This is a genomic window from Fortiea sp. LEGE XX443, from assembly GCF_015206815.1.
Lineage (GTDB): Bacteria > Cyanobacteriota > Cyanobacteriia > Cyanobacteriales > Nostocaceae > Nostoc_B.
On record NZ_JADEXZ010000083.1, the window covers coordinates 1 to 24,162 of the forward strand.

The 24,162-nt window shown below is 41.7% G+C and carries 20 protein-coding genes and 2 pseudogenes; 12 read left to right on the plus strand and 10 right to left on the minus strand.

The annotated features are described in order from the left end of the window. The 4 genes from IQ259_RS27325 to IQ259_RS22950 all read left to right on the plus strand — a co-directional run. The coding region (locus tag IQ259_RS27325; RefSeq protein WP_228014716.1) for a hypothetical protein at positions 1–475 on the plus strand (475 nt) is incomplete at its 5' end. Between the two features lie 129 nt (positions 476–604). Then, a complete protein-coding gene (locus tag IQ259_RS22940; protein WP_193888336.1) occupies positions 605–1,000 on the plus strand; it encodes a hypothetical protein in 396 nt (131 codons plus the stop codon). A gap of 157 nt (positions 1,001–1,157) precedes the next feature. Then, entirely contained in the window at positions 1,158–4,568 is a 3,411-nt protein-coding gene (locus tag IQ259_RS22945) for a PAS domain S-box protein (protein ID WP_193888337.1), read from the plus strand. Between the two features lie 2 nt (positions 4,569–4,570). After that, positions 4,571–6,241 carry a response regulator gene (locus IQ259_RS22950; RefSeq protein ID WP_193888338.1) on the plus strand — a complete coding sequence of 557 codons (1,671 nt, stop codon included), beginning with the start codon at positions 4,571–4,573 and terminating at the stop codon, positions 6,239–6,241. Here the strand turns inward: IQ259_RS22950 and IQ259_RS22955 are convergent. Further along, positions 6,189–7,076, minus strand: coding sequence for a shikimate dehydrogenase (locus IQ259_RS22955; protein WP_193888339.1), 888 nt, complete (start codon positions 7,074–7,076; stop codon positions 6,189–6,191). The genes IQ259_RS22950 and IQ259_RS22955 overlap by 53 nt on opposite strands. Before the next feature lie 116 nt (positions 7,077–7,192). Between IQ259_RS22955 and IQ259_RS22960 the strand changes: the two genes are divergently transcribed. The 4 genes from IQ259_RS22960 to egtD all read left to right on the plus strand — a co-directional run bounded on the left by IQ259_RS22960 (position 7,193) and on the right by egtD (position 12,062). Then, positions 7,193–8,128 (plus strand): alpha/beta fold hydrolase, encoded by a 936-nt coding sequence (locus tag IQ259_RS22960; RefSeq protein ID WP_193888340.1) that lies wholly within the window; start codon positions 7,193–7,195, stop codon positions 8,126–8,128. Positions 8,129–8,785: 657 nt separating this feature from the next. After that, a complete protein-coding gene (gene egtC, locus IQ259_RS22965) occupies positions 8,786–9,574 on the plus strand; it encodes an ergothioneine biosynthesis protein EgtC (protein WP_193888341.1) in 789 nt (262 codons plus the stop codon). Beyond that, positions 9,549–10,862: an ergothioneine biosynthesis protein EgtB gene (locus IQ259_RS22970; protein WP_193888342.1), complete on the plus strand. Its 1,314-nt coding sequence runs from the start codon at positions 9,549–9,551 to the stop codon at positions 10,860–10,862. The genes egtC and IQ259_RS22970 overlap by 26 nt, the downstream gene beginning before the upstream one ends. 165 nt (positions 10,863–11,027) lie before the next feature. Beyond that, positions 11,028–12,062 carry an L-histidine N(alpha)-methyltransferase gene (egtD, locus tag IQ259_RS22975; RefSeq protein ID WP_193888343.1) on the plus strand — a complete coding sequence of 345 codons (1,035 nt, stop codon included), beginning with the start codon at positions 11,028–11,030 and terminating at the stop codon, positions 12,060–12,062. A 400-nt stretch (positions 12,063–12,462) separates the two neighbouring features. On the opposite strand, the gene IQ259_RS22980 is transcribed toward egtD, so the two are convergent. Together IQ259_RS22980 and IQ259_RS22985 are read right to left on the minus strand one after the other, a co-directional pair. Further along, positions 12,463–12,882: a hypothetical protein gene (locus IQ259_RS22980; RefSeq protein WP_193888344.1), complete on the minus strand. Its 420-nt coding sequence runs from the start codon at positions 12,880–12,882 to the stop codon at positions 12,463–12,465. Positions 12,883–13,194: 312 nt separating this feature from the next. Then, positions 13,195–13,464 (minus strand): YciI family protein, encoded by a 270-nt coding sequence (locus IQ259_RS22985; RefSeq protein ID WP_193888345.1) that lies wholly within the window; start codon positions 13,462–13,464, stop codon positions 13,195–13,197. 247 nt (positions 13,465–13,711) lie between these two features. Here IQ259_RS22985 and IQ259_RS22990 point away from each other — a divergent pair, with 247 nt between their 5' ends. Further along, a complete protein-coding gene (locus IQ259_RS22990; RefSeq protein ID WP_193888346.1) occupies positions 13,712–14,674 on the plus strand; it encodes a spondin domain-containing protein in 963 nt (320 codons plus the stop codon). Positions 14,675–14,737: 63 nt separating this feature from the next. Here IQ259_RS22990 and pheT read toward each other — a convergent pair whose 3' ends face one another. From pheT to IQ259_RS23005, 3 genes are all read right to left on the minus strand, one after another. Then, positions 14,738–17,173, minus strand: a complete 2,436-nt coding sequence (gene pheT / locus IQ259_RS22995) for a phenylalanine--tRNA ligase subunit beta (RefSeq protein WP_193888347.1) — start codon at positions 17,171–17,173, stop codon at positions 14,738–14,740. Between the two features lie 398 nt (positions 17,174–17,571). Then, the gene (locus IQ259_RS23000) at positions 17,572–18,135 is read right to left on the minus strand and encodes a hypothetical protein (RefSeq protein WP_193888348.1); all 564 of its coding nucleotides are present in this window, start codon (positions 18,133–18,135) and stop codon (positions 17,572–17,574) included. After that, positions 18,135–18,767 carry a ParA family protein gene (locus IQ259_RS23005; protein WP_193888349.1) on the minus strand — a complete coding sequence of 211 codons (633 nt, stop codon included), beginning with the start codon at positions 18,765–18,767 and terminating at the stop codon, positions 18,135–18,137. The genes IQ259_RS23000 and IQ259_RS23005 overlap by 1 nt, the downstream gene beginning before the upstream one ends. Positions 18,768–18,971: 204 nt before the next feature. Between IQ259_RS23005 and IQ259_RS23010 the strand changes: the two genes are divergently transcribed. Both IQ259_RS23010 and dnaB read left to right on the plus strand, forming a co-directional pair. After that, a complete protein-coding gene (locus tag IQ259_RS23010) occupies positions 18,972–20,351 on the plus strand; it encodes a cytochrome P450 (protein ID WP_193888350.1) in 1,380 nt (459 codons plus the stop codon). A gap of 156 nt (positions 20,352–20,507) precedes the next feature. Next, positions 20,508–21,860: a replicative DNA helicase gene (gene dnaB, locus IQ259_RS23015; protein WP_193888351.1), complete on the plus strand. Its 1,353-nt coding sequence runs from the start codon at positions 20,508–20,510 to the stop codon at positions 21,858–21,860. Between the two features lie 46 nt (positions 21,861–21,906). Here dnaB and IQ259_RS23020 read toward each other — a convergent pair whose 3' ends face one another. Beyond that, on the minus strand, positions 21,907–22,440 hold the full coding sequence (locus tag IQ259_RS23020; protein ID WP_193888352.1) for an FKBP-type peptidyl-prolyl cis-trans isomerase: 534 nt from the start codon (positions 22,438–22,440) through the stop codon (positions 21,907–21,909). Between the two features lie 78 nt (positions 22,441–22,518). Further along, complete coding sequence (locus tag IQ259_RS23025) at positions 22,519–22,842, minus strand: phasin family protein (RefSeq protein ID WP_062292974.1); 324 nt, start codon at positions 22,840–22,842, stop codon at positions 22,519–22,521. Between the two features lie 134 nt (positions 22,843–22,976). Here IQ259_RS23025 and IQ259_RS23030 point away from each other — a divergent pair, with 134 nt between their 5' ends. Continuing rightward, entirely contained in the window at positions 22,977–23,285 is a 309-nt protein-coding gene (locus IQ259_RS23030; RefSeq protein ID WP_193888353.1) for a TIGR03792 family protein, read from the plus strand. 113 nt (positions 23,286–23,398) lie between these two features. On the opposite strand, the pseudogene IQ259_RS23035 reads toward IQ259_RS23030, so the two are convergent. Beyond that, positions 23,399–24,039 (minus strand): annotated as a pseudogene (locus IQ259_RS23035) (DUF2834 domain-containing protein); the annotation flags it as partial. A gap of 30 nt (positions 24,040–24,069) precedes the next feature. Continuing rightward, positions 24,070–24,162, minus strand: a pseudogene (locus IQ259_RS23040) (IS5/IS1182 family transposase); the annotation flags it as partial.

Sequence of the window (24,162 nt, forward strand, 5' to 3'; positions counted from 1 at the left end):
GTTGAGTGCAGACATTTATCTTGCATATATTTGGGAGGAAAGAGCAGTTGCCGACGGCAACTGCTCTTTCCCCCTTCAGAATGATTATCATTTTTATGGCTTGTATATCTTATTCTCTGGAAGTCCCTTAGACCTGAATCCTTACAAACATTTAAATTTTGATATAGCCGTAACACATCCTACTATTGAGCCAAGCGCAATCGCCAAAAATACAATTGATTTCGTTACCACACAGATAAGATTCGTTACGAATGCAATTGATTTCGTTACCACACAGATGAGATTCGTTATGATCGCAATTGATTTCGTTACCACACAGATGAGATTCGTTACGATCGCAATTGATTTCGTTACCACACAGATGAGATTCGTTAGGAATGCAATTGATTTCGTTACCACACAGATGAGATTCGTTACGATCGCAATATCACAATTAGAATTTGAATTAAATAATACATTGTCTCAGCTATTTTAACAGGATTATTACTTAGTACAGCCAGAAAAATTTTTAGAAAAAATACAAATATTTGTGAGTTTTGCTGACCTAGAATTTAGTTTTGGTAAGTCAAGCTAGGTTGATAACCTTCAAACAAAAGTGTATTTCATGTATCGCAAAAAAAGTACATCTCCGATTTTGACAAAAGCTGAGTTAAGATCATCTGGACTAAAAGCAATTGATCCAAACATAGATTTTGGTGAGGCTCGCAACTTAGACAATATGGCACAAATAATGCAGCAATTACGTGCCAAAATAGATGCTTACAATACTGCTCTAGCTGTGATTAATTCATCCAGAACGGAGATTAAAGAGTTAGAAAAAACTTTGAGTGACCTCTCAGAAAAAATGCTCATCGGAGTGGCGTTTAAATACGGTAAAGACAGCCGTGAATATGAGATGGCGGGTGGAGTGCGTAAAAGCGATCGCATCCGTAGAAGCTCAGTCAGCCGCTTAAAAGCCAGCACAGAGGAAATGTCTAATAACAACTCTCAAACTGCATAGTCTGATCAATAGTGGATTTCTTGCATACAAGGTTGGGTTTTGCACAGCAAAACCCAACCTATAATTTTTTGCACGATTGATTTCTTATTGCCTATTCTTGACTTTTTATTCTTAAGATAGATGTAATTTTTAAGTGACTTGTGTTTGAGACAACTTGATGCTGGAATTTTTTAAAACCCTTTTAGCTTCTAAACAGTTTATTCCTCACGGTCATTGCTATCTTTGGCAATCAAAGTTAGTGGCGCTGCATATTGCATCTGATAGTTTAATTGCGATCGCTTATTATTCAATTCCCTTCACGCTACTTTATTTTGTCCGCAAGCGCCGAGATTTGCCGTTTAACTGGATATTTTTACTGTTTGCTTTATTTATTATTACTTGTGGCACTACCCACTTGATGGAAATTTGGACGCTCTGGTATCCCACTTATTGGTTAAGTGGTGGCATCAAAGCGATCACGGCTGTAATATCACTGTACACAGCTTGTGAATTAATACATTTGCTGCCAAAAGCACTGGCTTTTCCGAGTCCGGCACAACTGGAAGCAGCTAACCAAGAACTAGAGAGAGAAATCAGCGATCGCCAACAGGTAGAAGCGGCTTTGCGATACAGTGAAGAACGTTGGCATTTAGCTGTAGCTGGTACTAATGAAGCAATTTGGGATTGGAACATCTCAACTAATCAAACTTTTCGGTCTGAGCGTTGGGATGAGATGTTGGGATATGCACCTCATGAACTGAGCAGTAACAATGATGAATGGAGCACACGCATTCATCCTGATGATTATGAACGAGTCATGACTGCCAAAGAGACTTATCTATTGCGACAAACCCCAAGTTATAACGTAGAGTATCGTCTTCGCCGCAAAGATGGCAGTTATGGGTGGTTTAGATCACGTGCAAAAGCTGTTTGGGATGAGCAAGGTAATCCAGTGCGACTAGTTGGCTCTTTGGCCGACATTGACCATCGTCAACAAATAGAATTAGCATTACAAGAGAGCGAACGACGATTTCGCGGTATCTTCAACAATACATTTCAATTTACCGGACTATTAAATGTTGATGGAATTTTACTAGAAGCAAATCAGACTGCTCTCAATTTTGCTGGACTTCAGTCTGAAGATGTGATTAATAAACCATTTTGGGAAACCCACTGGTGGACAATTTCACCGGAAATACAAGAGCAACTAAAACAAGCAATTGCTTCGGCGGCGCAAGGAAACTTTATTCGCTATGAAGTTGATGTTCTTGGAGCAAATCACCAAATAGCAACCATTGATTTTTCATTGCGTCCGCTTCAGGACGAGACGGGAAAAGTTGTTTTGTTAATTCCTGAAGGCCGAGATATTACAGAGCGTAAACAAATTGAGTTAGAAATTATCCGCAGTCGAGATTTACGAGAAGCTATCTTTAACGAATCAGCCGATGCTATATTTTTAGTCGATCCAAAAACATTACTAACTACAGACTGTAATCAACGAGCCGTAGAACTATTTGCAGTCGCCAGCAAAGCTGAACTTATTGGGATTGAAGGTCACACTTTGCAAAAACGACAGTTTACCTCTGAGGAGTTAGCTAATATCGTTGAACAACTTCAGCAAAAAGGATTTTGGAGTCAAGAAATTGAATACCTCACTAAGCAGGGTAATTGTTTTTGGGGAAACATTGCAGTCAAACAAATTAAAGTTGCTGAACAAGTGATGAATCTGGTGAGAGTTACAGATATTAGCGATGTCTACGACGAGCTTCGCTTACGCAAAAAAGCAGAAGCAGCTTTAGTTAAAAGTGAAGAACAACAGAGACTAACGTTGGAACTTACCCATATTGGTACTTGGGACTGGGATGTTCAAACAGGAAAAGTTCTCTGGAACGATAACCACTTTCGCTTGCTAGGATTAGAGCCGGAAGCATTAACAGCCGAATATCAGCTATGGCGTGATGCTATTCATCCAGAAGATGTGGAACGAGTTGAACAAGCTTTATTAAATGCGTTGCAACAGCGTACTAACTATGAAGCAGAATATCGGGTGATTCTTCCGAATGGCGAAACTCGCTGGCTGATAGGAAAAGGACGAGGGATTTACAACGCAGCAGACAAGCCTATACGCATGTTAGGTGTGATTATTGATATTAGCGAACAGCAAGCAGCACTGCGCGATCGCAAACTAGCAGAACAAATACTTAAAGAGAAGGAAAACTTTTTACGCAGTATCTATGACGGCGTAGGACAGTCAATTTTTGTGGTTGATGTTGTAGATCATGATTTTTGCTTTGTGGGTTTGAACTATGCTCATGAAAAACTGACAGGTTTACGTTCAGATGAAATACAAGGTAAAACTCCTGAACAAGTTCTTCCATCTGCTGCGGCTGCAATAGTAAGACAGCATTATCAAGACTGCGTAGTTGCAGGCGCAACTATTACTTACGAAGAATGTTTACCTTTTAAAGACCAAGAAACTTGGTGGATTACTAGTCTTACCCCCCTTAGAGGCGAAAATTCACGCATTTATCGCATTGTTGGTAGTAGCATCAATATCACAGAGCAAAAACGCGCTCAACAAATGCTAGAACTGCAAGCAGTGATTACTCGCAACATAGCCGAAGGAATATGCTTAGTTCGAGCGGTTGATGGAATTATTGTCTATGCTAATCCCAAATTTGAGCAAATGTTTGGTTATAATTCCAATGAATTAACAGGTTTGCATGTATCCATTGTAAATTATGCAGATGATCATACTAAAGCTGAAGAGGTTAATCAAGCTATTAGGGCTGCTGTCTTAAAAAATGGTGAAGCTACCTATGAAGTCCATAATGTCAAAAAAGATGGTACTCCGTTTTGGTGTAGTGCAACAACCTCTGTGTTTGATCATCCTGAATATGGCAAAGTCTTGGTTGCTGTGCAACAAGACATCACCGAACACAAGCAAGCAGAAGAAAAAATTAAAGCATCTCTCAAAGAAAAAGAAGTATTACTTAAAGAAATTCACCATCGCGTTAAAAACAACTTGGGAATTGTCAGCAGCTTACTGCAAATGCAATGCCGCCGCACACAAGATACACAAGCAACGGCAATTCTGCGCGATAGCCAAAATCGTATTGCTTCTATTGCCTTAGTTCACGAAAAACTCTACCGCTCGGACGATTTAGCCAATATAGATTTTGCCCAATACATCCCAGACCTGACAACTCATTTATTTGACTCTTATAATGTTAGTCCCAACAGTATTAAACTAAATATCCAAGTTGACAGTGCCAGCTTAGATATTGAAACTGCTATTCCTTGTGGTTTGATTATCAATGAACTAGTTTCTAATGCTCTGAAATACGCTTTTCCTGATCACCGTGCTGGTGAAATTCAGGTCAAGTTGTCCCAACAAAATCAATCCAATTTAATACTCATTATTCGAGATAATGGCATTGGTTTACCTGCTGATTTTGATAACAAAAAGGTAAAAACTTTGGGTATAACTCTTGTCCAGGGATTGGTGAAGCAGTTAAGGGGAAGTATTGAAATTAACTCTCAGCAAGGAACAGAATTTAAAATTAAATTTACAAAAAGCAGAGCATGAATATGATGAATATCTCTTTTGATGCAAACAAAACCAACACAGTTCAAGTCATGATTGTTGAAGATGAGTATATTCTTGCTATCAACTTACAAGAAACTCTAGAGTCTCTGGGATACAAAGTTGTTGACATTGCCGATTCTGCCGAATTAGCTATGGAAAAAGCGAATGAGTTACGCCCAAATTTGATTTTGATGGATATCCGGCTGCGGGGTGAGATGGACGGTATCCAAGCCGCAGAACAAATCTGGAATCAACTGCAAATCCCTATCATCTACGTCACAGGACACTCTGATAAAAGTACTGTAGAGCGAGCAACCCTGACGTTTCCCTTTGGTTACATCCTCAAACCCATCAGAGAGCAAGAACTTTACGTTGCTATCCAAACGGCGCTAAGTCGTTATGAACGTGAGCAGTTTTTGAGTACTGTGCTGCGAGGTATGGGGGATGGGGTAATTGTGGTTGACTTACAGTTGCGTGTCAAGTACCTGAATCAGGTAGCAGAAGCACTCACAGGCTGGCAATTAAATGCAGCAAAAGACCAAATTTTAGATCAAGTTTTGCCACTGGTTGACGAACAAACTCAGCTACCTATAGCAAATCCCATTAACTCAGCCCTGCAACAAGAAACTACTATATATTTACGCGATCGCACTTTACTAATTACCAAAGACGGCAAAACTATTCCCGTTGCTGATAGTGCTGCACCTCTGCGCGACAACAACGGTAAAATTACAGGTGCAGTGATGGTGTTCCGAGATGACACACAACGCAGATTAACCGCAGAACGCAACCTCGCAGCTGAACGAGCCAGTCAACTAGAAATTCAAATGGCAGAACTTCAACGACTAAATCAGTTGAAAGAAGATTTTTTAACAGCAACTTCTCACGAAATGCGAACGCCTTTGTCAAATATCAAAATGGCAATTACTATGCTCGAAAATCTTTTGGATCGGCGGCGCATGATTAACTCAGGTAAACCTCCTGAATTTCAGTCTGTAGCATACTACCTTAATATTGTGCGTTACGAATGCGAACGTGAGCTAAATTTAATAGACGATTTGCTGAATATGCGCTTCATTGATGCAGATATGTATCCCTTGGAATTATCTGCTATTCATCTCCAAGACTGGCTACCTCACATTGCTGAGAGCTTTCAGCAATTTACCCAAACTCAAAGGCTGATTTTGACAGTTGATGTTCCTCCTGATTTACCACATTTAGTCACGGATTTGGCTATTTTGACTCGGATTATATCAGAGTTACTTACTAATGCTTGCAAATATACTCCTGTCGGAGAGAGGATTACCGTCACTGTTGAGATTGTTTCTAGCTCTGAAAGCGAATCACCTCATCCTCAAATTTCTTGGGTGCAAATTACTGTGAGCAATTTTGGGGTGGAAATTTCCTCAAAAGAACAATCTCGAATTTTTGAACCGTTTTACCGCATACCTGAAACTAAAAACCCAGATAAATCATCTATTTTTGATTCAACGAGCCAGATTCCCGAAAGCGCATCTGCACAATATAGCAGTTCAGGACTGGGGTTAACTTTAGTCAAAAAACTCGTGGAATATCTGCAAGGAAAAATTGTAGTTACTAGTTCTCAGGGACGGACAAACTTCATAGTTCAGCTACCGTTAAACCTAAATGATGGCGCAGTGCTTGACGCATGACATCTACAGGTACTGTTTCTTGCTGCAACCAAATTTTTAAGGCGGCTGCACCTTGTTGAACGAGCATTTCTAATCCATCAATCGCAATTGCTCCTTGTTTTTCAGCCTGTTGGAGAAATTGTGTAGGCTGGGGAATATATATCAAATCATAGGCGATCGCATCTCCAGGCAAATTTATCATTTCTGCTGTACTTAAAGGTGATTCATCCACCTGGGGATACATCCCAATCGGCGTTGTATTTACTAATAAATTAGCTTGGGGAATCAAGTTTACTAGTGCATCCCATGTATGAATTTGCAAATTTTCGGCTAGTGGAGAATTCCCCCAACTTTCACGAAAGTCTGTTAATCGCTGTTGATTGCGCCCCACAACATGAATTTTGGCAAAACCTAACTGGTGACAACCTGCAACAACGGCTCTAGCTGCACCACCATTACCTAAAATTACCGCTACTTTCTGGCTCCAATCTTGTTGATATGTTGTTTGTAACGGCGCGATAAATCCCTCAATATCAGTGTTTGTCCCCACCCATTGGTTATCTTTGCGGGTGACAGTATTAACTGCACCTATAGCTTGAGCCAAGGGGGTAATTTCTGCAAGTAAAGGCATAATTGCCTGTTTATGGGGGATTGTAACACTAAAACCCATCACCCCAATAGCCGCAAAACCTGCGATCGCCACTGCTAAATTTTCTGGTTCTATAGGAAAAGGCAGATAAACGTAATCTAATCCTAATTGGGCTAATGCAGCATTGTGCATTAAAGGCGACAGCGAATGTTCCACCGGATGCCCAATTACGCCTAATAATTTAGTAGTGCCTGTAACTTTGGTCATTTGTCAAAAATCAAAAGTCATTATTCATTCTCCCCTGCTCCCTGCTTCTCTGCACCCCTGCCTTTTTCCTATCCTGTTTTACAATTATTAACAGCTATTTAATATTTCTTAAAATCATGCAGGTAAGTACAGCCTCCTCTACAAACCCAATTCCTGGTCAATATTGGCAATGGCGAGGGCAAAAAGTCTACTATGTGCGTGCGGGAGAGTCACAACCCCAACGTCCCCCTTTACTTTTGGTGCATGGGTTTGGTGCGTCCACAGACCACTGGCGTAAGAATATCAATGGATTGTATCAAGATTTTGAAATCTTTGCGATCGACTTGTTAGGATTTGGGCGATCGCAAAAACCCAAATTACAGTACAGTAGCGATTTATGGCGTGACCAACTCCATGACTTTATCAGTGAAGTGATTGGTCAAAAAGCCGTCTTAGCAGGTAACTCTCTTGGTGGCTATGCTTGCTTGTGTGTCGCAGCCCAATATCCTGATAGTGTTGCTGGGGTAGTATTACTCAACAGCGCTGGCCCCTTTAGCGACAACCAACCCACAGCCGAACCAGAAGCCTTACAATCACAAATCCAACCTCCAAAACAACCCTCACCGCTACAAAAATTACTAGGCAATAGCGTCAAGTGGATTTTTCAACAATCCTTCTCCCAGTTTCTGTTATTCCAATATGTGCGACAGCGTTGGGTAATTCGCCAGACTTTAGAAAAAGTTTATTTAGACAAAACTGCAATTACAGACCAATTAATAGAAGAAATTTATCGCCCCGCTTATGATGCTGGTGCTTTTGATGTCTTTGTTTCTGTTTTCAGCACTCCTCAAGGCGAAAAAGTTGATGTGCTATTGAAGCAATTAACTTGTCCTTTATTGTTATTATTGGGCGAAGCCGATCCTTGGATGAAAGCTAGAGAACGTTCTCAGAAATTTCGGCAATATTATCCTGAGCTTACCGAATATTTTATCAAAGCAGGTCATTGTCCCCATGATGAAATACCAGATCAAGTAAATCAACTTTTAAGCGATTGGGTTAAGTCTATTTCTTAGCACGAGTAGGTTGGGTGAAGGCGCATCAGAGATACTTGCAGCGTTATGGTAAATCTATAGACAAAACTCTTTGATTTAGAAACCTGGACTAAAAATAGTCTCTTCGATACCAACCCAAATACACAACACCAAGTGATGTTTATTCAAGGCGGGCCGGGTAGAGGTAAAAGTACGCACCGAAAATCTTCGATGGTACGTCATACCATTTCACGAAAATTCTGATACAAATTCTTTCCCCCTGCCCCTCTGCTTCTTTGGTGATTAGATAATTTGTGTATACACCGTAGCCTCGTAGGAGAGGGTTTTTTTTAATCCGTCAAACTCACGTTAACTGAACTTTATTGTGCTAGGTTCCGCCGGAAAATTCGCCAATTACGGCAGAATAATATAAGTTTATCTAAAACCTGAGCTTCATCAGGAGTTTTGCAGGGTAAGGAGGGCAAGTACAGCACAAACTTATTTACTATTCAGTCAAATCTCAGCAATTAAGCTTATTCTGTACAGCAATTGGGAGTAAGTAGAAAGGTGCAAATAAACCGAACTATGTAACGGAAAGTAAAGTAGCTTGAAAACCTCTTCCCTTCTGCCTTCTGCCCTCTGCCTCCTGCCTTGTCATAACGACAATTTTTAACACCGACCTACTTAAATACTTTCGTCATGTGCCGTTTACTTGCCTACCTCGGTTCGCCTGTTTCTTTAGAGAATCTTTTGTATAAACCAGAGCATTCTCTCATTGTTCAAAGTTACCAACCCCGCGAAATGACTTCTGGGGTAGTTAATGCAGATGGTTTTGGTATGGGTTGGTATCATACGCAAAAAGATACTGATCCTTATATCTACAAAAATACATTACCGATTTGGAATGATATTAACTTACCAAGCCTGAGCCGTTATGTAGAATCAAGTTGTGTCTTGGCCTATGTACGTAGCGCCACACTAGGACAAGCTCTAGATTTTGCCAATTGTCAGCCATTCAATCATGAAAAGTGGCTATTCCTACACAATGGATTCATTGAAAATTTCCGGCAAACATTACACAGAAGAATTCGTAGCACTTTAACTCCAGAATTGTACAACAAAATTCATGGCAGTACCGATTCTGAGCATCTATTTGCGTTGTTACTTTCTCAGAGTCAAATTAACAAACATCGTCCTCCCGAATATGCTTTACGCTCTACTCTATTAACCATCTCTGAAATGGCAAAACGCCATCAAATCAAGGTTTTAGCAAACATCGTTTTGAGTGACGGGAAACGCCTAATAGCTTCTCGCTTTGCTATTGGTTCACCAAATCCATCTTTGTATTGGATACGGGATGATCTCAATTTTCCGAACTCTGTAATTATTGCCTCGGAACCTTTATTTCTTGGTAAATGGAATCCTTGTCCAGAAAATAGCATCATCAGTGTGGGAGAAGACTGTGATATCAAAGTTGAGCAACTCTAGCACCAAAGAGGCGATTTTTTATGCCTTAAATGAATGTCGTTTTAAAACTTTCAAGCTGTTTGAAAATATAGACGACACTATATTTCGCAGTCAGTATCATCCTGACTTTAGTCCCATTGGCTGGCATTTGGGGCATATCGCTTACACTGAATCTTTATGGTTGCTAGAACACAGTGCGGGTTTGCGGTGTTTATTCCCTCAATATCGCAAGTTGTTTGCATCTGATGGTTTACCTAAATCGGAACGTGTGCAATTACCAAATTTAGAAGAAATCGGTTATTACTTGCACACAGTTCGAGACAAAGTGCATGAGCATATTGAAGTAGCTAATATTGAACCGCAAGAACGTCTGTGGCGTTTTTTAATTCAGCACGAAAGTCAACACTGTGAGATTATCAGCTACGTGTTGGAAATGGCGAAAAGAGGATACGGAGCAGAGGAGCAGGGGTGCAGGGGTGCAGGGGTGCAGGGGAAGAATATCTTATTCAGCACTCAGCACGGGCTAAACGCCCCGCTTCCGCTAACAGGACTCAGCACTCTCAGCGAGATGGTGATGATTCCGGCTGGGGAGTTTGAGCAGGGAAACAATTCTATTGATGCGTTGGATAATGAGATTCTCAATCATCGCGTATATCTGGATACTTACTGGATTGACCGTTATCCTGTGACTTGTGGACAGTATCAGGAATTTATGGCGGCGGGAGGCTACGAAAATCAACGCTGGTGGTCGGAAGATGGGTGGCGATGGCTACAAACAGAGCGGGTGATACAACCGCTTTATTGGTGTAGCGATCGCCGCTATGATGATCATCCAGTATGTGGTGTAAGTTGGTACGAAGCTGAGGCATATTCGCGGTTTGTCGGAAAGCGCCTACCCACAGAAGCCGAATGGGAAAAAGCAGTGAGTTGGGATGCTTACAATCAACGTCGTCGCATCTATCCTTGGGGTGAAGATATACCCACACCTGAATATTGTAATTGCGATCGCCTCATTGGTCAGACAACTCCAGTTGATACTTACCCCGCCGGACAAAGTGCTTACGGTTTATCTGATACCTTAGGTAACGTTTGGGAATGGACGGCCTCTTGGTTTGCACCTTACCAAGGTTTCCAAAGTTACCCTTATGTGGGTTACTCCCAAGTTTATTTTGACAGCCAACACCGTGTATTAAAAGGTGGTAGTTGGGCAACTCGTCCGTGGGTACTGCGTTCTAGTTTTCGTAATTGGTATCATCCCGGTGTGCGCCAAATCTTTGCTGGGTTCCGCTGTGCTACAAGTGCTGATTAATGAAAATTTAGTGCTTTTTTAATGGGAAAATCCGTAAATATAGTGATAAATCTAGATTAATCTTGCTCAGGCGTGATGTTAGCAGCTATGGCTGTGTGTTTCACTGGCTGAGATAAAGCTTGCGTTTACAAAGAATCAATTACACTGCAAGTCTGCGGAGGTTAAATGTCAATTTCTAAAGTTGTTAGCAGCAAAGTTACTTCCCAAAAAAGCATTGAAGAACGCCTACAGATAAAGCGTTTGGTAGAAGCAACCCGAATAGTTACGTCCACGGCGGGGAGTGATATCGTCAAGGGATTAACTCAAATCCCCAAATCTTTACCTGCATATTACTTTTATGATGATCAAGGATCTGATTTATTTGAACAAATCTGTGAGTTGCCAGAATATTACTTGACACGCACAGAAACGGCAATTTTACAACAGTATGCTGGCGAAATTGCCCAAATCACAGGTGCTTGTGAATTAGTTGAACTTGGTAGTGGTAGTTCGACAAAAACCCGGATTTTGCTGGATGCTTACCAAGAGTTGGGCTATCTTCAGCGCTATTTGCCAATAGATGTAAGTGCCGGAATGTTGGAAAATAGTGCTAGACAGTTACTCGGAGATTACCCCTCACTGCAAGTTTACGCCCTAGCCGGAACCTATGAAATGGCTCTGGCACAACTCCCACCAACTCAGTCACCTAGTCGAATGGTTGGTTTTATTGGTAGCTCTTTAGGGAATCTCAACCCCCAAGAATGTGATAATTTCTTTTCTCAAATTACAAATGCTCTGCAAGTAGGTGAGTATTTCTTACTAGGAATAGATTTACAAAAACCGAAAGAAATTTTGGAACCTGCTTACAACGATCGCCAAGGAGTGACAGCAGCGTTTAATATCAATATGCTAGAGCATTTAAATCGACGATTTGAAGGCGATTTTAATACAACACAGTTTGAACACTGGTCATTTTATCATGAAACGGCACATCAAATTGAAATGCACTTGCGAAGCTTGCGATCGCAAACTGTACAATTAAAATCTCTCAATCTCACCGTTAATTTTGCAACTGGCGAAACTATCCTGACAGAAATTTCTCGCAAATTCGACCTGAAAACCATACAGCAACAACTCAAAACACGTGGCTTAGTCCCTATTCAAACATGGACTGACTCAAATCAATGGTTTGGTTTGTTGTTGTGTCAGTTGCAAGCATAAAAAAATAAGGGCGCAAAGCCTTGCGCCCTTATAGATCAATACAGTTCACTTAAGGAAAAATCGAAACTTCAGCCCAAACACAACCATCCTTCTGTAGAGGGTTTGGGGGCGGCAGAATGCCCCCAATTGGGGGTATGGGGGAGAATCCCCCAATTCTTGGTTTTTTCCAACACAATCAAATAGAAATCTGTTATGGCAGTAGCCAAGGCAGTTAGGACATCGGCCAATGATAAAACTCATGCACTAAAAGACTTTTAACCCTGTCACCTGTCACCTGTTCCCTGTCACCTGCTATAACTGAACTGTATTGCCTTATAGATGATCAGATTTTTTTTGGATTGGCGTAATCCGCAATTGATAATTCGTACTTGGTGATAAATTACGAATTATCGATTACAAATTATCTTCTTCTGTTTCTGGGATCTAGGATATTGACAGCCGCACCAGCCGCAGCACCATTAACACCATTTTTCCAGGTAGTTCTACAACCGCCAGTAACCGCGCCTGCTAATACACCAGCGCCAGCACCTACACCCACATCTTGAACAATTCTCCGGCCATTTCTTCTTCTGGCGTTTCTTGTTCTCAGACCGTTTGCACCGTTGACAGCCGCACCAGCCGCAGCACCTATGACAGCATTATTTAATACAGAACCGCAACCCGTTATAGCTCCGGTTACTGCACCAGCACCGGCTCCAATAGCTGCATTGTGTATAACTCTATCATCAGCACCAGCAGATTGAACTGGAACTAAGCTGACGCTGGCCAAACTTGCAGCCATCAAACTAGATAGAAATGTACGTTTTAGCATGTGTTGCATGGGTAATACCCTCTAAAAAATTCAACGATTGGGGAACAACTAAATTATTAGCGATCGCTAACCCTTTTATCCTTTATTCTAGACAATAGCAATGTTATCTGAGATCAGAATATTTTAATAATTGCATAAATAAAAATATAATTGCATCTACTAAAAGTTAGTAATTTTAGCCTTAATTAAATCCCTGTTATTTTTATTCGGTGGACAATAATTAACCTGACATATTGACTAAAGAAGTATGAAATGTCAAAGATGAAGGCTGGAAGAAAAACCAATTTCATACTTTATACTTCATACTTTACACTTCAGGCTTCAAAAAGCTTGAATCCACTCTTTGAGGGAGTATTCTGTCCAAATTCCATTTTGCCAATAGGGATCATTTTCGATTAATTGGCGGACAGTGGCTTCGTTTTCAGCTTCGTAAATACCAAAAACTTTGGTGACATCTTTAGTGGGGCCAATGGTAATCAACACACCAGATTCTTTTTGTTTGGCTAAACCATCTAAATGAGCTTGACGGTGAGGGGCGCGTTTTTCTAAAACGTCGTCGCAGTAAGTTCCCCAGAGTACATATTTGGGCATAGTGACCTTTGGATTCGCTGCAAGAATTTGATCAGAACCGACAAAAATTAAACGGCATTATTTACAACTGTGAGTTTTTCCAAAATTTAGGCCGCATTGAATATATTACCTGTCGGCTTCTGTAAAATCCACACCTATGCTTGGTTTTCTTTAATATTTGCTTAATTTATTACATACCACTAGTAATGGTACGATGCTGGTGCAGCAATATTAAACACTTAATCTTAAGAGTTTGTCTCAAAAAAGCATGAAAAACCGTAAAAATCGGAATCTCAAAGCTACACTCATAGGACTTAGTGCTACATTAGCGATCGCATCTAACCCATCAAATGCTCAAGCTGCTACCTTCCAAGTCTCTGTGGAAAACCTAGCTCCTCAGAATGGTCAGGTTGTAGCTCCTCTATGGTTCAGCTTCCACGATGGCAGCTTTGATACGTTAAATGCTGGAGAGCCTGATCCAGGATACATAGAATTTTTAGCCGAAGATGGAATTACAGGTGATCCACAAGGCAGATTGACACCTGAAGTTATTGCTCAAGCAGCCGCACTTGGTCTTGATTTGAGCAGGTTTCCTGCACCACAAAATTTACTTTCTGGTGCGTTTGCAGCTAGTTCGGCAGGACAGAATGGTGGTTATCAAGACTTGGTAACATTTACTCGTAGAGAAGACCCCTTTTTTGGGACGTTACTCCCTGGAAAACAAGAATCACTGACTTTTAATTTCAACGCCGATCCTGCTCGCAATCGGTTCTTTAGCTATGCGGCTATGGTTGGTATTAGCAATGATGCTTTTATCGCTAATGATGAGCCGAATGCAGTTGAAATCTTTGATGCTCAAGGTAACTTTAAGGGTGCTGACTTCATTGTTTTAGGAAATCAGGTTTGGGATGCTGGAACTGAGGTCAATAGTGAAGACCCGAATGACGTACCTTATTTTTTATCAGAGGTATTCAATAGTATTCCTGAAAATGGTGTTGTACGCCTCCATTCTGGCCTTCTGCCTCCTGGAGGTGGTGGTATTGTAGATTTTGAAGTTAATGGCCAACGAATTGCGGCGAACGCTGATTTCTCAGTTCCCGGTTATCAGATTGCGCGTATCAGAGTTACTAGAGTACCGGAAGCTGGAACTACTACAAGCTTACTTGCTTTAGGTGGTTTATTGTTGTTAGGACGGACTCTGCGACGCAAAAAGTCTATTGAGTGCTGTTAGCGGTAGCGGGGCGTTCAGCCCGTACTAAGTGCTGAGTAATTTACTACTCAGCACTTTTTAATTTTAACTTCTGAGGTTAACGCCAAATTTCTCGACTAAGGCTTCACGAACTTTGTTGTGTACAGGTTCAACCTCGGTATCAGTGAGAGTGCGATCGCTGGCTCGATATACTAGACGAAAGGCTAAACTCCGTTGTCCTTGGGGGACATTTTCGCCGCGATATTCATCAAATATTTCTACCGATTCCAGCAAGCCTTTACCAGCTTGGGTAATGGCTTTTTCAATTTCCCCTACTGAAACTTTCACCGGGGCAAAAAAGGCAATATCGCGATCGCTCGCTGGGTAAGTAGAATAAGACTTGAAGGTGGGAATCAAAATTTCATCTTGATCTAGAGCATTCAAAAGCACATCTAAATCCAACTGGAATAAATACACTGCATCTGGTAAATCTTTTTCTCGGCGCAGTTGGGGATGCAGTTGTCCAAATACACCCAGTCGATTACCTCCTATCCATAAAGAAGCGGTGCGTCCAGGGTGTAAACGCTCATCACGACAATCTGGCTGATATTCTACTTGTAATCCTAATTGCTGAAAGACACTTTCTAAAATGCCTTTGGCTTCAAACCAAGTCATAGGTTGTTCACGTCCACCTTTTGACCACTTGCCGAGGGTTCTATCTCCTCCCAAGATACCAGCGATCGCATCGGCTTCTTGCAAACCGTCTTCTTCTTGCTGGAAAATTCGCCCGATTTCAAAGCCGTTGAGAGAACCATTACCTTGTTCTAAGTTGTATTGAAAAGCATCAATCAACCCAGCCATTAAATCGGTGCGTAATGCCGAATATTCTGTAAATAAGGGATTACTTAAGACTATCTGCCGATTATCCCCTGGTTTTACCAAAGAGTATTGAATTAATTCTGTCAAACCTTCTGCTCGCAGGGAAGCACGCAACTTTCGCACCAATTCTTGATCTATTGGTAGATAGCCAGCTTCGGCTTTTTGGGGTAAAGTATCGCAGAAATTATCATAGCCGTAGAGACGAGCAATTTCTTCAATTAAATCAATTTCCCGTTCTAAGTCGCGGTAACGATAGGGAGGGACAGCCACATTCCAAGTGCGTTCTCCCGATGGTGTTAGCTGACATCCCAACGCAGTTAAAATCCTTACAATGTCCCTTTCTTGTAATTCTCCTGTGTCTTCACCCAAATCAATCGGCCCCAACACTTCATTTACTCTATCTAAACGCAGCGCAATTGAACGACTCCAGGTAGTAGGATCGGGACGAGTATCAGCAATTTCTTGATGAACAATTACACCGTTAGCCAATTCGCTAATTAAAGCTAAAGCGCGGCGACAGGCGATTTCTAACTCTGCACGGTTCACTCCCCGTTCGTATCTTCCAGAAGCTTCACTGCGTAACCCCACACTGCGAGAGGAACGGCGAATAGCTACGGAATCAAATAATGCTGCTTCTAAAACTAAGTTTTGCGAACCATCATGAACTTCGGTTTCTTCTCCCCCCATGACTCCCGCTAAAGCCACAGGTTTATCGTTAGCAGTGATTAACAAATTCTGTGTTGTTAGGTTGCGAGTTTGTCCATCTAAGGTTTTCAGGGATTCTCCTTGATTAGCAAAACGCACACCAATAGTTAAATTGCCATTGCCAGCGACAGTTTGTAAACGGTCTTTGTCAAAGGCGTGTAGAGGTTGTCCCCATTCCAACAATACATAGTTAGTAATATCAACCACATTACTAATTGGGCGCACCCCCGCAGCCCGCAAGCGTTGTTGTAACCACTCAGGAGATGGGGCAATTTTGACCTGTTCAATTACTGTACCAATGTAGGCGGGGCAAGCTTGGGTATCGGCAATTTTTAAAGCTAACTTACCTACATTTTGAGTTACAACAACTTCCCCAGGTTCGGGAATACTTAACTTACCACCAGTCAATGCTGCTACTTCTCGCGCTATCCCTACCATACTCAAAGCATCAGCACGGTTAGCAGTGGCAGTCACATCTAAAATTACATCATCTAAACCAAGTAACGGGCGGACATCACTACCTATAGGCAGATTTTCCTCAGAAAAAATATGAATTCCGTCTACATCGGTAGGCAAACCGAGTTCTTTTAAAGAACAAATCATACCCACAGATGGGACACCGCGCAGTTTTGCCGGTTTAATTTTTAAATCGATGTTGGGTAGATAAGTACCCACGGTGGCGACTGGGACATAAATATCTGCACGGACATTAGATGCACCACAGACAATATTTAAAGTCTCATCTGCACCGACATCGACTTGACAAACACTTAATTTATCAGCGTTGGGGTGGGGTTGACGCTCAAGCACTCTCCCCACAACAACGCCATTAGCCCAAGTGCGGCGGTCTTCAATATCTTCTACTTCAAACCCAGCCATTGTCAGGGTGTGGGCTAATTCTTCGTGGCTCAGTTTGATTTCTACTAGTTCCCGCAGCCAGTTAAGAGAAATACGCATGGAGTGTGCTTATTTTAGGAATCGTCTTTTGCTCTAATTTTAGGGTGTCTGATTGCGTAGATGCTTTGCGGCTTGCCGTTAGGCATCGCAAATCACTGCATCAGGCTTACCCTTTCACTTGAACGATCCTACTACGACTTGAAGTGCTGAGTTAGGAGTGCTGAGTTAGGAGTGCTGAGTGCTGAGTTAAGAGTTATTTCTCCCCCGGCTACTGTGCCTTCATCTACTAGTAAATTTCCTCATTTCAGACTTCACACTTTATATTTCTACTAAGTAGAAAGGTGCAAATAAACCGAACTATGTAACGGAAAGTAAAGTAGCTTGAAAACCTCTTCCCTTCTGCCTTCTGCCCTCTGCCTCCTGCCTTGTCATAACGACAATTTTTAACACCGACCTACTTAGTCATATAACCAAGTATTTGCCGCGAAATCATCTTTGGTTTCTGCTGGCATATCGGGTAGCCTTTCCGGTGAGCGGTGAGATTTTCTATAATCAGATTGGTAATAATTTGCCTTTGATTGTTTAACGATGCTTTGCTGGGGTTGTTGTAAAGCTTTATTTTCTTCTATTAGTTTAGAATTAGCTTCTGCTAGGTGGAGGGCTGTTTGTTTAGTCTCTTCAAGCTCTTTTGTCAAGCTTTCTACCGATGTTTGTTGTTTAGATAAAGCTGATTGTAAATCTTTAATTTGCTTTTGGAGCGCTTTTTCTGTTGCCTGATTTTTTTCTAAAGTTGTTTTTAAATCTGTAATAGTAGTTTCTAAGTCTGCTTTGGTAGGAATATTACGTTTAGCAGATGCTGACTCAGATGTTTCTGTGGGTAATTCTGCTTCTGTGGAATTCGTTTGTTCAGCAACTGGTACAGCCGCAACTTCAATTGCAGTTTCATCTACTGCGCTATTTGGTGTTAATTTTTGTGCTTCTTCTTGAATTAAGTCCGAAATACTTTGTTGTTTCCTAGCCATTATTTTCTCCATTCACGCTGTAGTTCATCAGCCACGCGGCGGTAGTCTGATTCCGCCTCCCAAGCATTCTTTCCCCGCCATTGATTAATTGCAACACCCTCTAATGCGGCTCGTTCGTGAGCCTTATAAGTACGAATGAAGCCTTTGCAAACAGGAATCCCCAGCTTTACAAGAGTGTTTTGCGTTTCTATAGCTTCAGCAATACTCCGCGCATCGACTTTAGTTAAGAGTACACGATGAGGAACTCCTGTGGGGACAACTGCTGCCTTAACTGTTTCAATTAAGACAGCTAAATCCATTGCGGCTGGGGGTGTAGGTAAAACGATATAATCGGCGATCGCTACTACTGTTGCCAATGCTTCAGAGTGCAGCGCCGGAGGCGTATCCACCACTACTAAATCGTAACCTTTTATTTTGCGTAAATGTTCTAAAAGTTGTGGATCTGTCTCTTGAGATAAATCAAATCCCATCCCTTGTTCATTGCGTCCAAACCACCAACTGGCAGAACCTTGAATATCTGTATCTACAAGCAGCACTTTCCTTTGCTTGGCAAACTGTGCAGCTAAATTGATTGAGGTAGTCGTTTTGCCGACTCCTCCTTTACCGTTGAGGATAGCGACGATTTTTGGCACTGCTTGTACAACTGTGGATTTTAGGTTTTGGATTGGGAATGGTTTTGAGTGTGTGGGTTCTATAAATCCATTTGCCCTATTCTTTTTTGAAATTGGTATGACTTCCGACCCTGCCATACAAGAATATACCGCTTTGTGTTACCCGCAGTCGCAGAAAAACTCGCCAAAATAAAAATGAGTCATCATTAACTCTTGCAAAATTATATGACAGTAACTAACAGTTTGCCTGATGGGCCAAGAGTACCGTACTGGCTGCGACTAATTAAGTTTATTTTTCAGCCAATAGAGTATGTTGAGGGTTTTGCCAAAGTTTACGGTGATAACTTTACGATTTGGCGCAAAGGTGAGAATCATTTTGTGTATTTTAGTCATCCTCAAGCATTAGAGCAGATTTTTACGGCTGATGCTAGTCACTTTCACATTGGTGGAGGGGATGGAGTTTTAAAATATTTGCTTGGTGATAATTCTCTAATTTTACTGGATGGCGATCGCCACCAACGCCAACGCCAATTACTCACACCGCCTTTTCATGGTGAAAGAATGCGGGCTTACGGTCAAACTATTCAGGAGATAACGCAACAAGTTAGCAATGAATGGGTGATAGGTAAACCCTTCAATATCCGCGCCTCTATGCAAGAAATCACCATGCGCGTTATTTTGCGGGTGGTGTTTGGTGTAGATGAGGGGACGAGGTTTCAACAACTGCGCCAACTACTCACTTCTGTCTTAGACCTGATAAGTTCGTCGCGGATGTCAGCCGCCTTATTTTTTCAAGTTATGCAACGCGACTGGGGTGCATGGAGTCCTTGGGGACAGTTTTTAAGTCAGCTGCAACAAATTGATCAACTTATTTACCCGTTGATTCAAGAACGTCGCACAGAATCAGGGCAGAATCGTCAAGATATCCTGAGTTTATTGATTTCGGCTCGTTATGACGATGGGCAACCCATGTCAGATGTAGAGTTACGCGATGAATTAATGACAATGTTGGTTGCAGGACATGAAACCACTGCTTCTGCATTGACTTGGGCTTTTTACTGGATTGACCGTTTACCAGAAGTACGAGAAAAACTACTTCAAGAACTGCATACTCTAGGAGTTAATCCTGAACCGAGTAATATTGCCAAATTGCCTTATTTGACAGCAGTTTGCCAAGAAACTTTGCGAATTTACCCAATTGTGATGAATGGTTTTGCGAGGGTTGTAAAATCGCCAATTGAAATTATGGGTTACAAATTGCCCAAAGGAACACTTATCATCCCAAGTATTTATTTAGCGCACCATCGCCCAGAAGTTTACCCGCAACCGAACCTATTTAACCCAGAACGCTTTTTAGAAAGACAATTTTCTCCTTACGAATATCTACCTTTTGGTGGTGGAAATCGTCGCTGTATTGGTTTAGCTTTTGCCCAGTATGAAATGAAAATCGCCCTAGCAACAATTCTGTCTGAGTTTCAACTATCTCTAGTTAAAAAACGCCCTGTGCATCCAGTGCGTCGTGGTTTAACCTTAGCCGCACCAAGCGGGATGCAGATGGTAGCGACACCGCAAGTTAAGCAGGCAAATGCACCTGTAGTTGTGTAGATTTACAATCATCACAACTGTTAATGGTATTGAGAAAAGAAAGAAATTTGATTTTAGTAAGCAATTAGGCATATTACTTTCTCATTTTGTCTAATTGCTTTCTGATTTGGACTATAAGGGTAATAGTGACACCTGATTACTCATCCAAAATCGCATATGGCGGAAGAATTAAGTTTTCAAGGCGATGGTAGTAATCGCTTACCACCCCAAAATATTGAAGCAGAAGAAGCGATTTTGGGGGGAATTTTACTAGACCCAGAAGCGATTGGTCGAGTTAGCGATCGCCTAGTTCCCGAGGCTTTCTATATTAGCGCTCATAAAGATATCTATCAAGCCGCACTGCGCCTCCACGCCCAAGGTAAACCCACAGACTTACTTGCTATTACCAGTTGGCTGACAGATAATGAGCTACTGGCTCGGATTGGTGGGAGAAATAAATTAGCTACCCTGGTAGACCGCACAGTATCAGCCGTTAATATCGACGCTTTAGCCGGGTTGGTGATGGAAAAACACCTGCGGCGACAATTAATTAAAGCTGGTAATGAAATTGTACATCTCGGTTACGAAACAGAAACCGAGTTGCCCATAGTTTTAGACAAAGCAGAACAGAAAGTTTTTGGAGTAACTCAAGAACGTCCACAATCAGGTTTAGTTCACATTTCTGATACTTTAGTCAATACTTTCCAAGATATTGAAACACGCCATCAAGGTATCGCTTTACCTGGGATTCCTTGCGGCTTCTACGATTTAGATGCCATGACCAGCGGTTTTCAGCGTTCTGACTTGATTATCGTTGCGGGCCGGCCATCAATGGGAAAAACCGCGTTCTGCTTAAACCTAGCTCATAATATCGCCGCAGGTTATAAATTACCAGTGGCGGTTTTTAGCTTAGAAATGTCTAAAGAACAGCTAGTACAGCGACTATTGGCGAGTGAGGCGGGAATTGAATCTGGTTATCTGCGAAGTGGACGCATTAGTCAAACCCAGTGGGAACCGTTAAGTCGGGCGATTGGGATGCTTTCTGAGATGCCAATTTATATAGATGATACCCCAAATATCACAGTCAACGAAATGCGCTCTCAAGCCAGACGACTGCAAGCCGAACAAGGCGCAGACTTAGGGTTGATTGTAATAGACTACCTGCAATTGATGGAAGGCGGAGGCGATAACCGCGTACAAGAATTATCTCGCATTACGCGATCGCTCAAAGGTTTAGCTCGTGAATTATCTGTGCCTGTAATTGCTTTATCTCAGTTAAGTCGTGGCGTAGAAGCACGTACCAACAAGCGCCCAATGCTGTCTGATTTGAGAGAATCGGGATCGATCGAGCAGGATGCCGATTTAGTAATTATGTTATACCGTGATGAATATTATTCACCAGATACACCCGATCGCGGCATAGCAGAAATAATTGTAGCGAAACACCGCAACGGCCCAACAGGTACAGTGAAACTTTTATTTGACCCACAATATACAAAGTTTAAAAACCTAGCTAGACCAAATTATTAAAGTGTGAAGCATAAAATTTCAGACTTCATACTTCACACTTCATACTTCATTTAACTTCTAATAATTCCACATCAAAAAGCAGGGTAGCGTTGGGTGGAATCACGCCACCAGCACCACGAGAACCATAGCCTAAATCTGCGGGGATAATTAACTGACGACGACCGCCAACTTTCATCGTGCTAAGTCCTTCGTCCCAACCTTTGATCACCTGTCCAATGCCGATAGTAAAGCTAAAAGGACGGTTGCGATCGCGGGAACTATCAAACTTAGTCCCATTTTCTAAAGTGCCGGTGTAGTGAACTACAACCGTTTGACCAGATTCAGGAGTCGCGCCAGTTCCCTCTTCTATTTCAACGTATTTCAATCCAGAGGGAGTCGTGACAACATTGGCTTCAGACTTGGCTTCAGACATTGCGTTGCTCGCTATCAGAGTATTGTTTTCCGTAACGGTAATGGGCGCTGATTGCAATTGGGTCAAATTAGCAGCAATAGCAGTATCTTGTTTACCGCCTAATTGCCCTAATACCAAAACCACAACACAAACCAGCATGAAACCCACGCTGAGTAAAATCGCTTTCAAAATTAGTCCTCCCTACTGAGGTCTTTTGGCAAAAGGAATACCAACAGGACACCACTAGTTTAAATCAGAAAGGGCATTTTAACGCCAAAGCTTATTTTCTAAATCGCGTACTTGACGTTCTAAACGGTCAATTCTACCCCGTAATTCATCAACCTCAGACTGACGCGCCACCCCTAAATCCTGCATCATATTACGCATTTGTCGTTGCATTTGAGCGTCCCAGTTTCCTTGCTCCGACTTTAGCTGTTGTACAATATCATCCATTACTGCTTTAGCTTGTTCGGGATTTAGCTTGCCGTCTTTGACTAATTCATCACTAACTTCCCGCAATTTTTCTGCTACCAAAGACGTTGTACCAATACCAACCATCATTAGCTGTTGCAACCAGTTGTTGCTGTCCATACTGCCTTCCTGTTACTTATTTCAAACCAGCCTCCTTGCTCTTGAGTGTATGCAATCAAGCTATGCTGGAAGCGTAGTTATTCTAGCCTACATCTCTATTTTGGCAAATTGGCAAACACAAGGAATGAATGAGTGTGGTTATAGAACTGCTAAAATTTCAGACTGACCCAAATCTGCGAGAAAAATTTATCCAGAAGGATGCGGAAATTTGGACAACTGCATTGGCTAAGTATCCAGGATTTCTCAGTAAAGAAGTCTGGATTAACCCCAACAACCCTTCGGAAGTGACTTTGATTATTCGTTGGGAAACACGAGAGCAGTGGAAGGCTATTTCCCCAGCAGATTTAGCCGTGATTGATGGGAAATTTGCCCAAGCACTGGGGAATACATATCAGATGGTGGAGTTAGCAGAATATCAAGTACGGAAATTCCCCCATACATGAAATTTACCTGGGGTTATTCAATGTTAAGTAGGTCGGTGTTAAAAATTGTCGTTATGACAAGGCAGGAGGCAGAGGGCAGAAGGGAAGAGGTTTTCAAGCTACTTTACTTTCCGTTACATAGTTCGGTTTATTTGCACCTTTCTACTTACTTGTGGATTGAGTGTATCAATTTCATCAGTTTCTGGTAAATGTGGACGTACACATAAATAAAGCAAAGGGCCAAATAACGGAATCAAACTTATAACCAAAAAATCTGCAAATTGTTCCAATTTCGACGCGCCATATCGTCTACTAGCAATGCTGGAAATAATAAGCTCAGTAGACAGAAATCTAAACTCATTACATGGATAAAACGATTAGTGTGCCACTGTTGGATAAAATCTACCCAATCGCCACCTTGCACACCATAGGCAACTAGTATAGCTGCTGTTACTGTGAGGATAATACCCGTCAACCGGGAATCTAGTAGCTTGAGCAAAACATTTTTTTGACCAACAAACTTTTGATTCGTTTCTCGTAAAAATAAATAAGGCAACAAAGCAAATGCACCAACTCCAAAAGAGGCTGTAGCAAACAGCCAAGCGGAGATTTTTTGACCTCTACCGTCAGTGAATATTACTGCACTGTATACAAGAGGCCAAACACCCATAAGATTGAATAAGGCAATAATTAGAGGATTAATTCCTTGCCAATTACCAAAAGACAGTTTCTTGATTAAGTCGAATGTATCGGGTTGATTTGGTGGCCCTAAGAGGGTGTTTGAAAAGTTTTGAGTGGTGAAATTTTATGCCAATCGCCTCACCATGATCCGGATCATGGCAAGGTAAATAAACGTCTCCGATGTTTCGGGCAATAACTCATAATCTCGAACTAATCG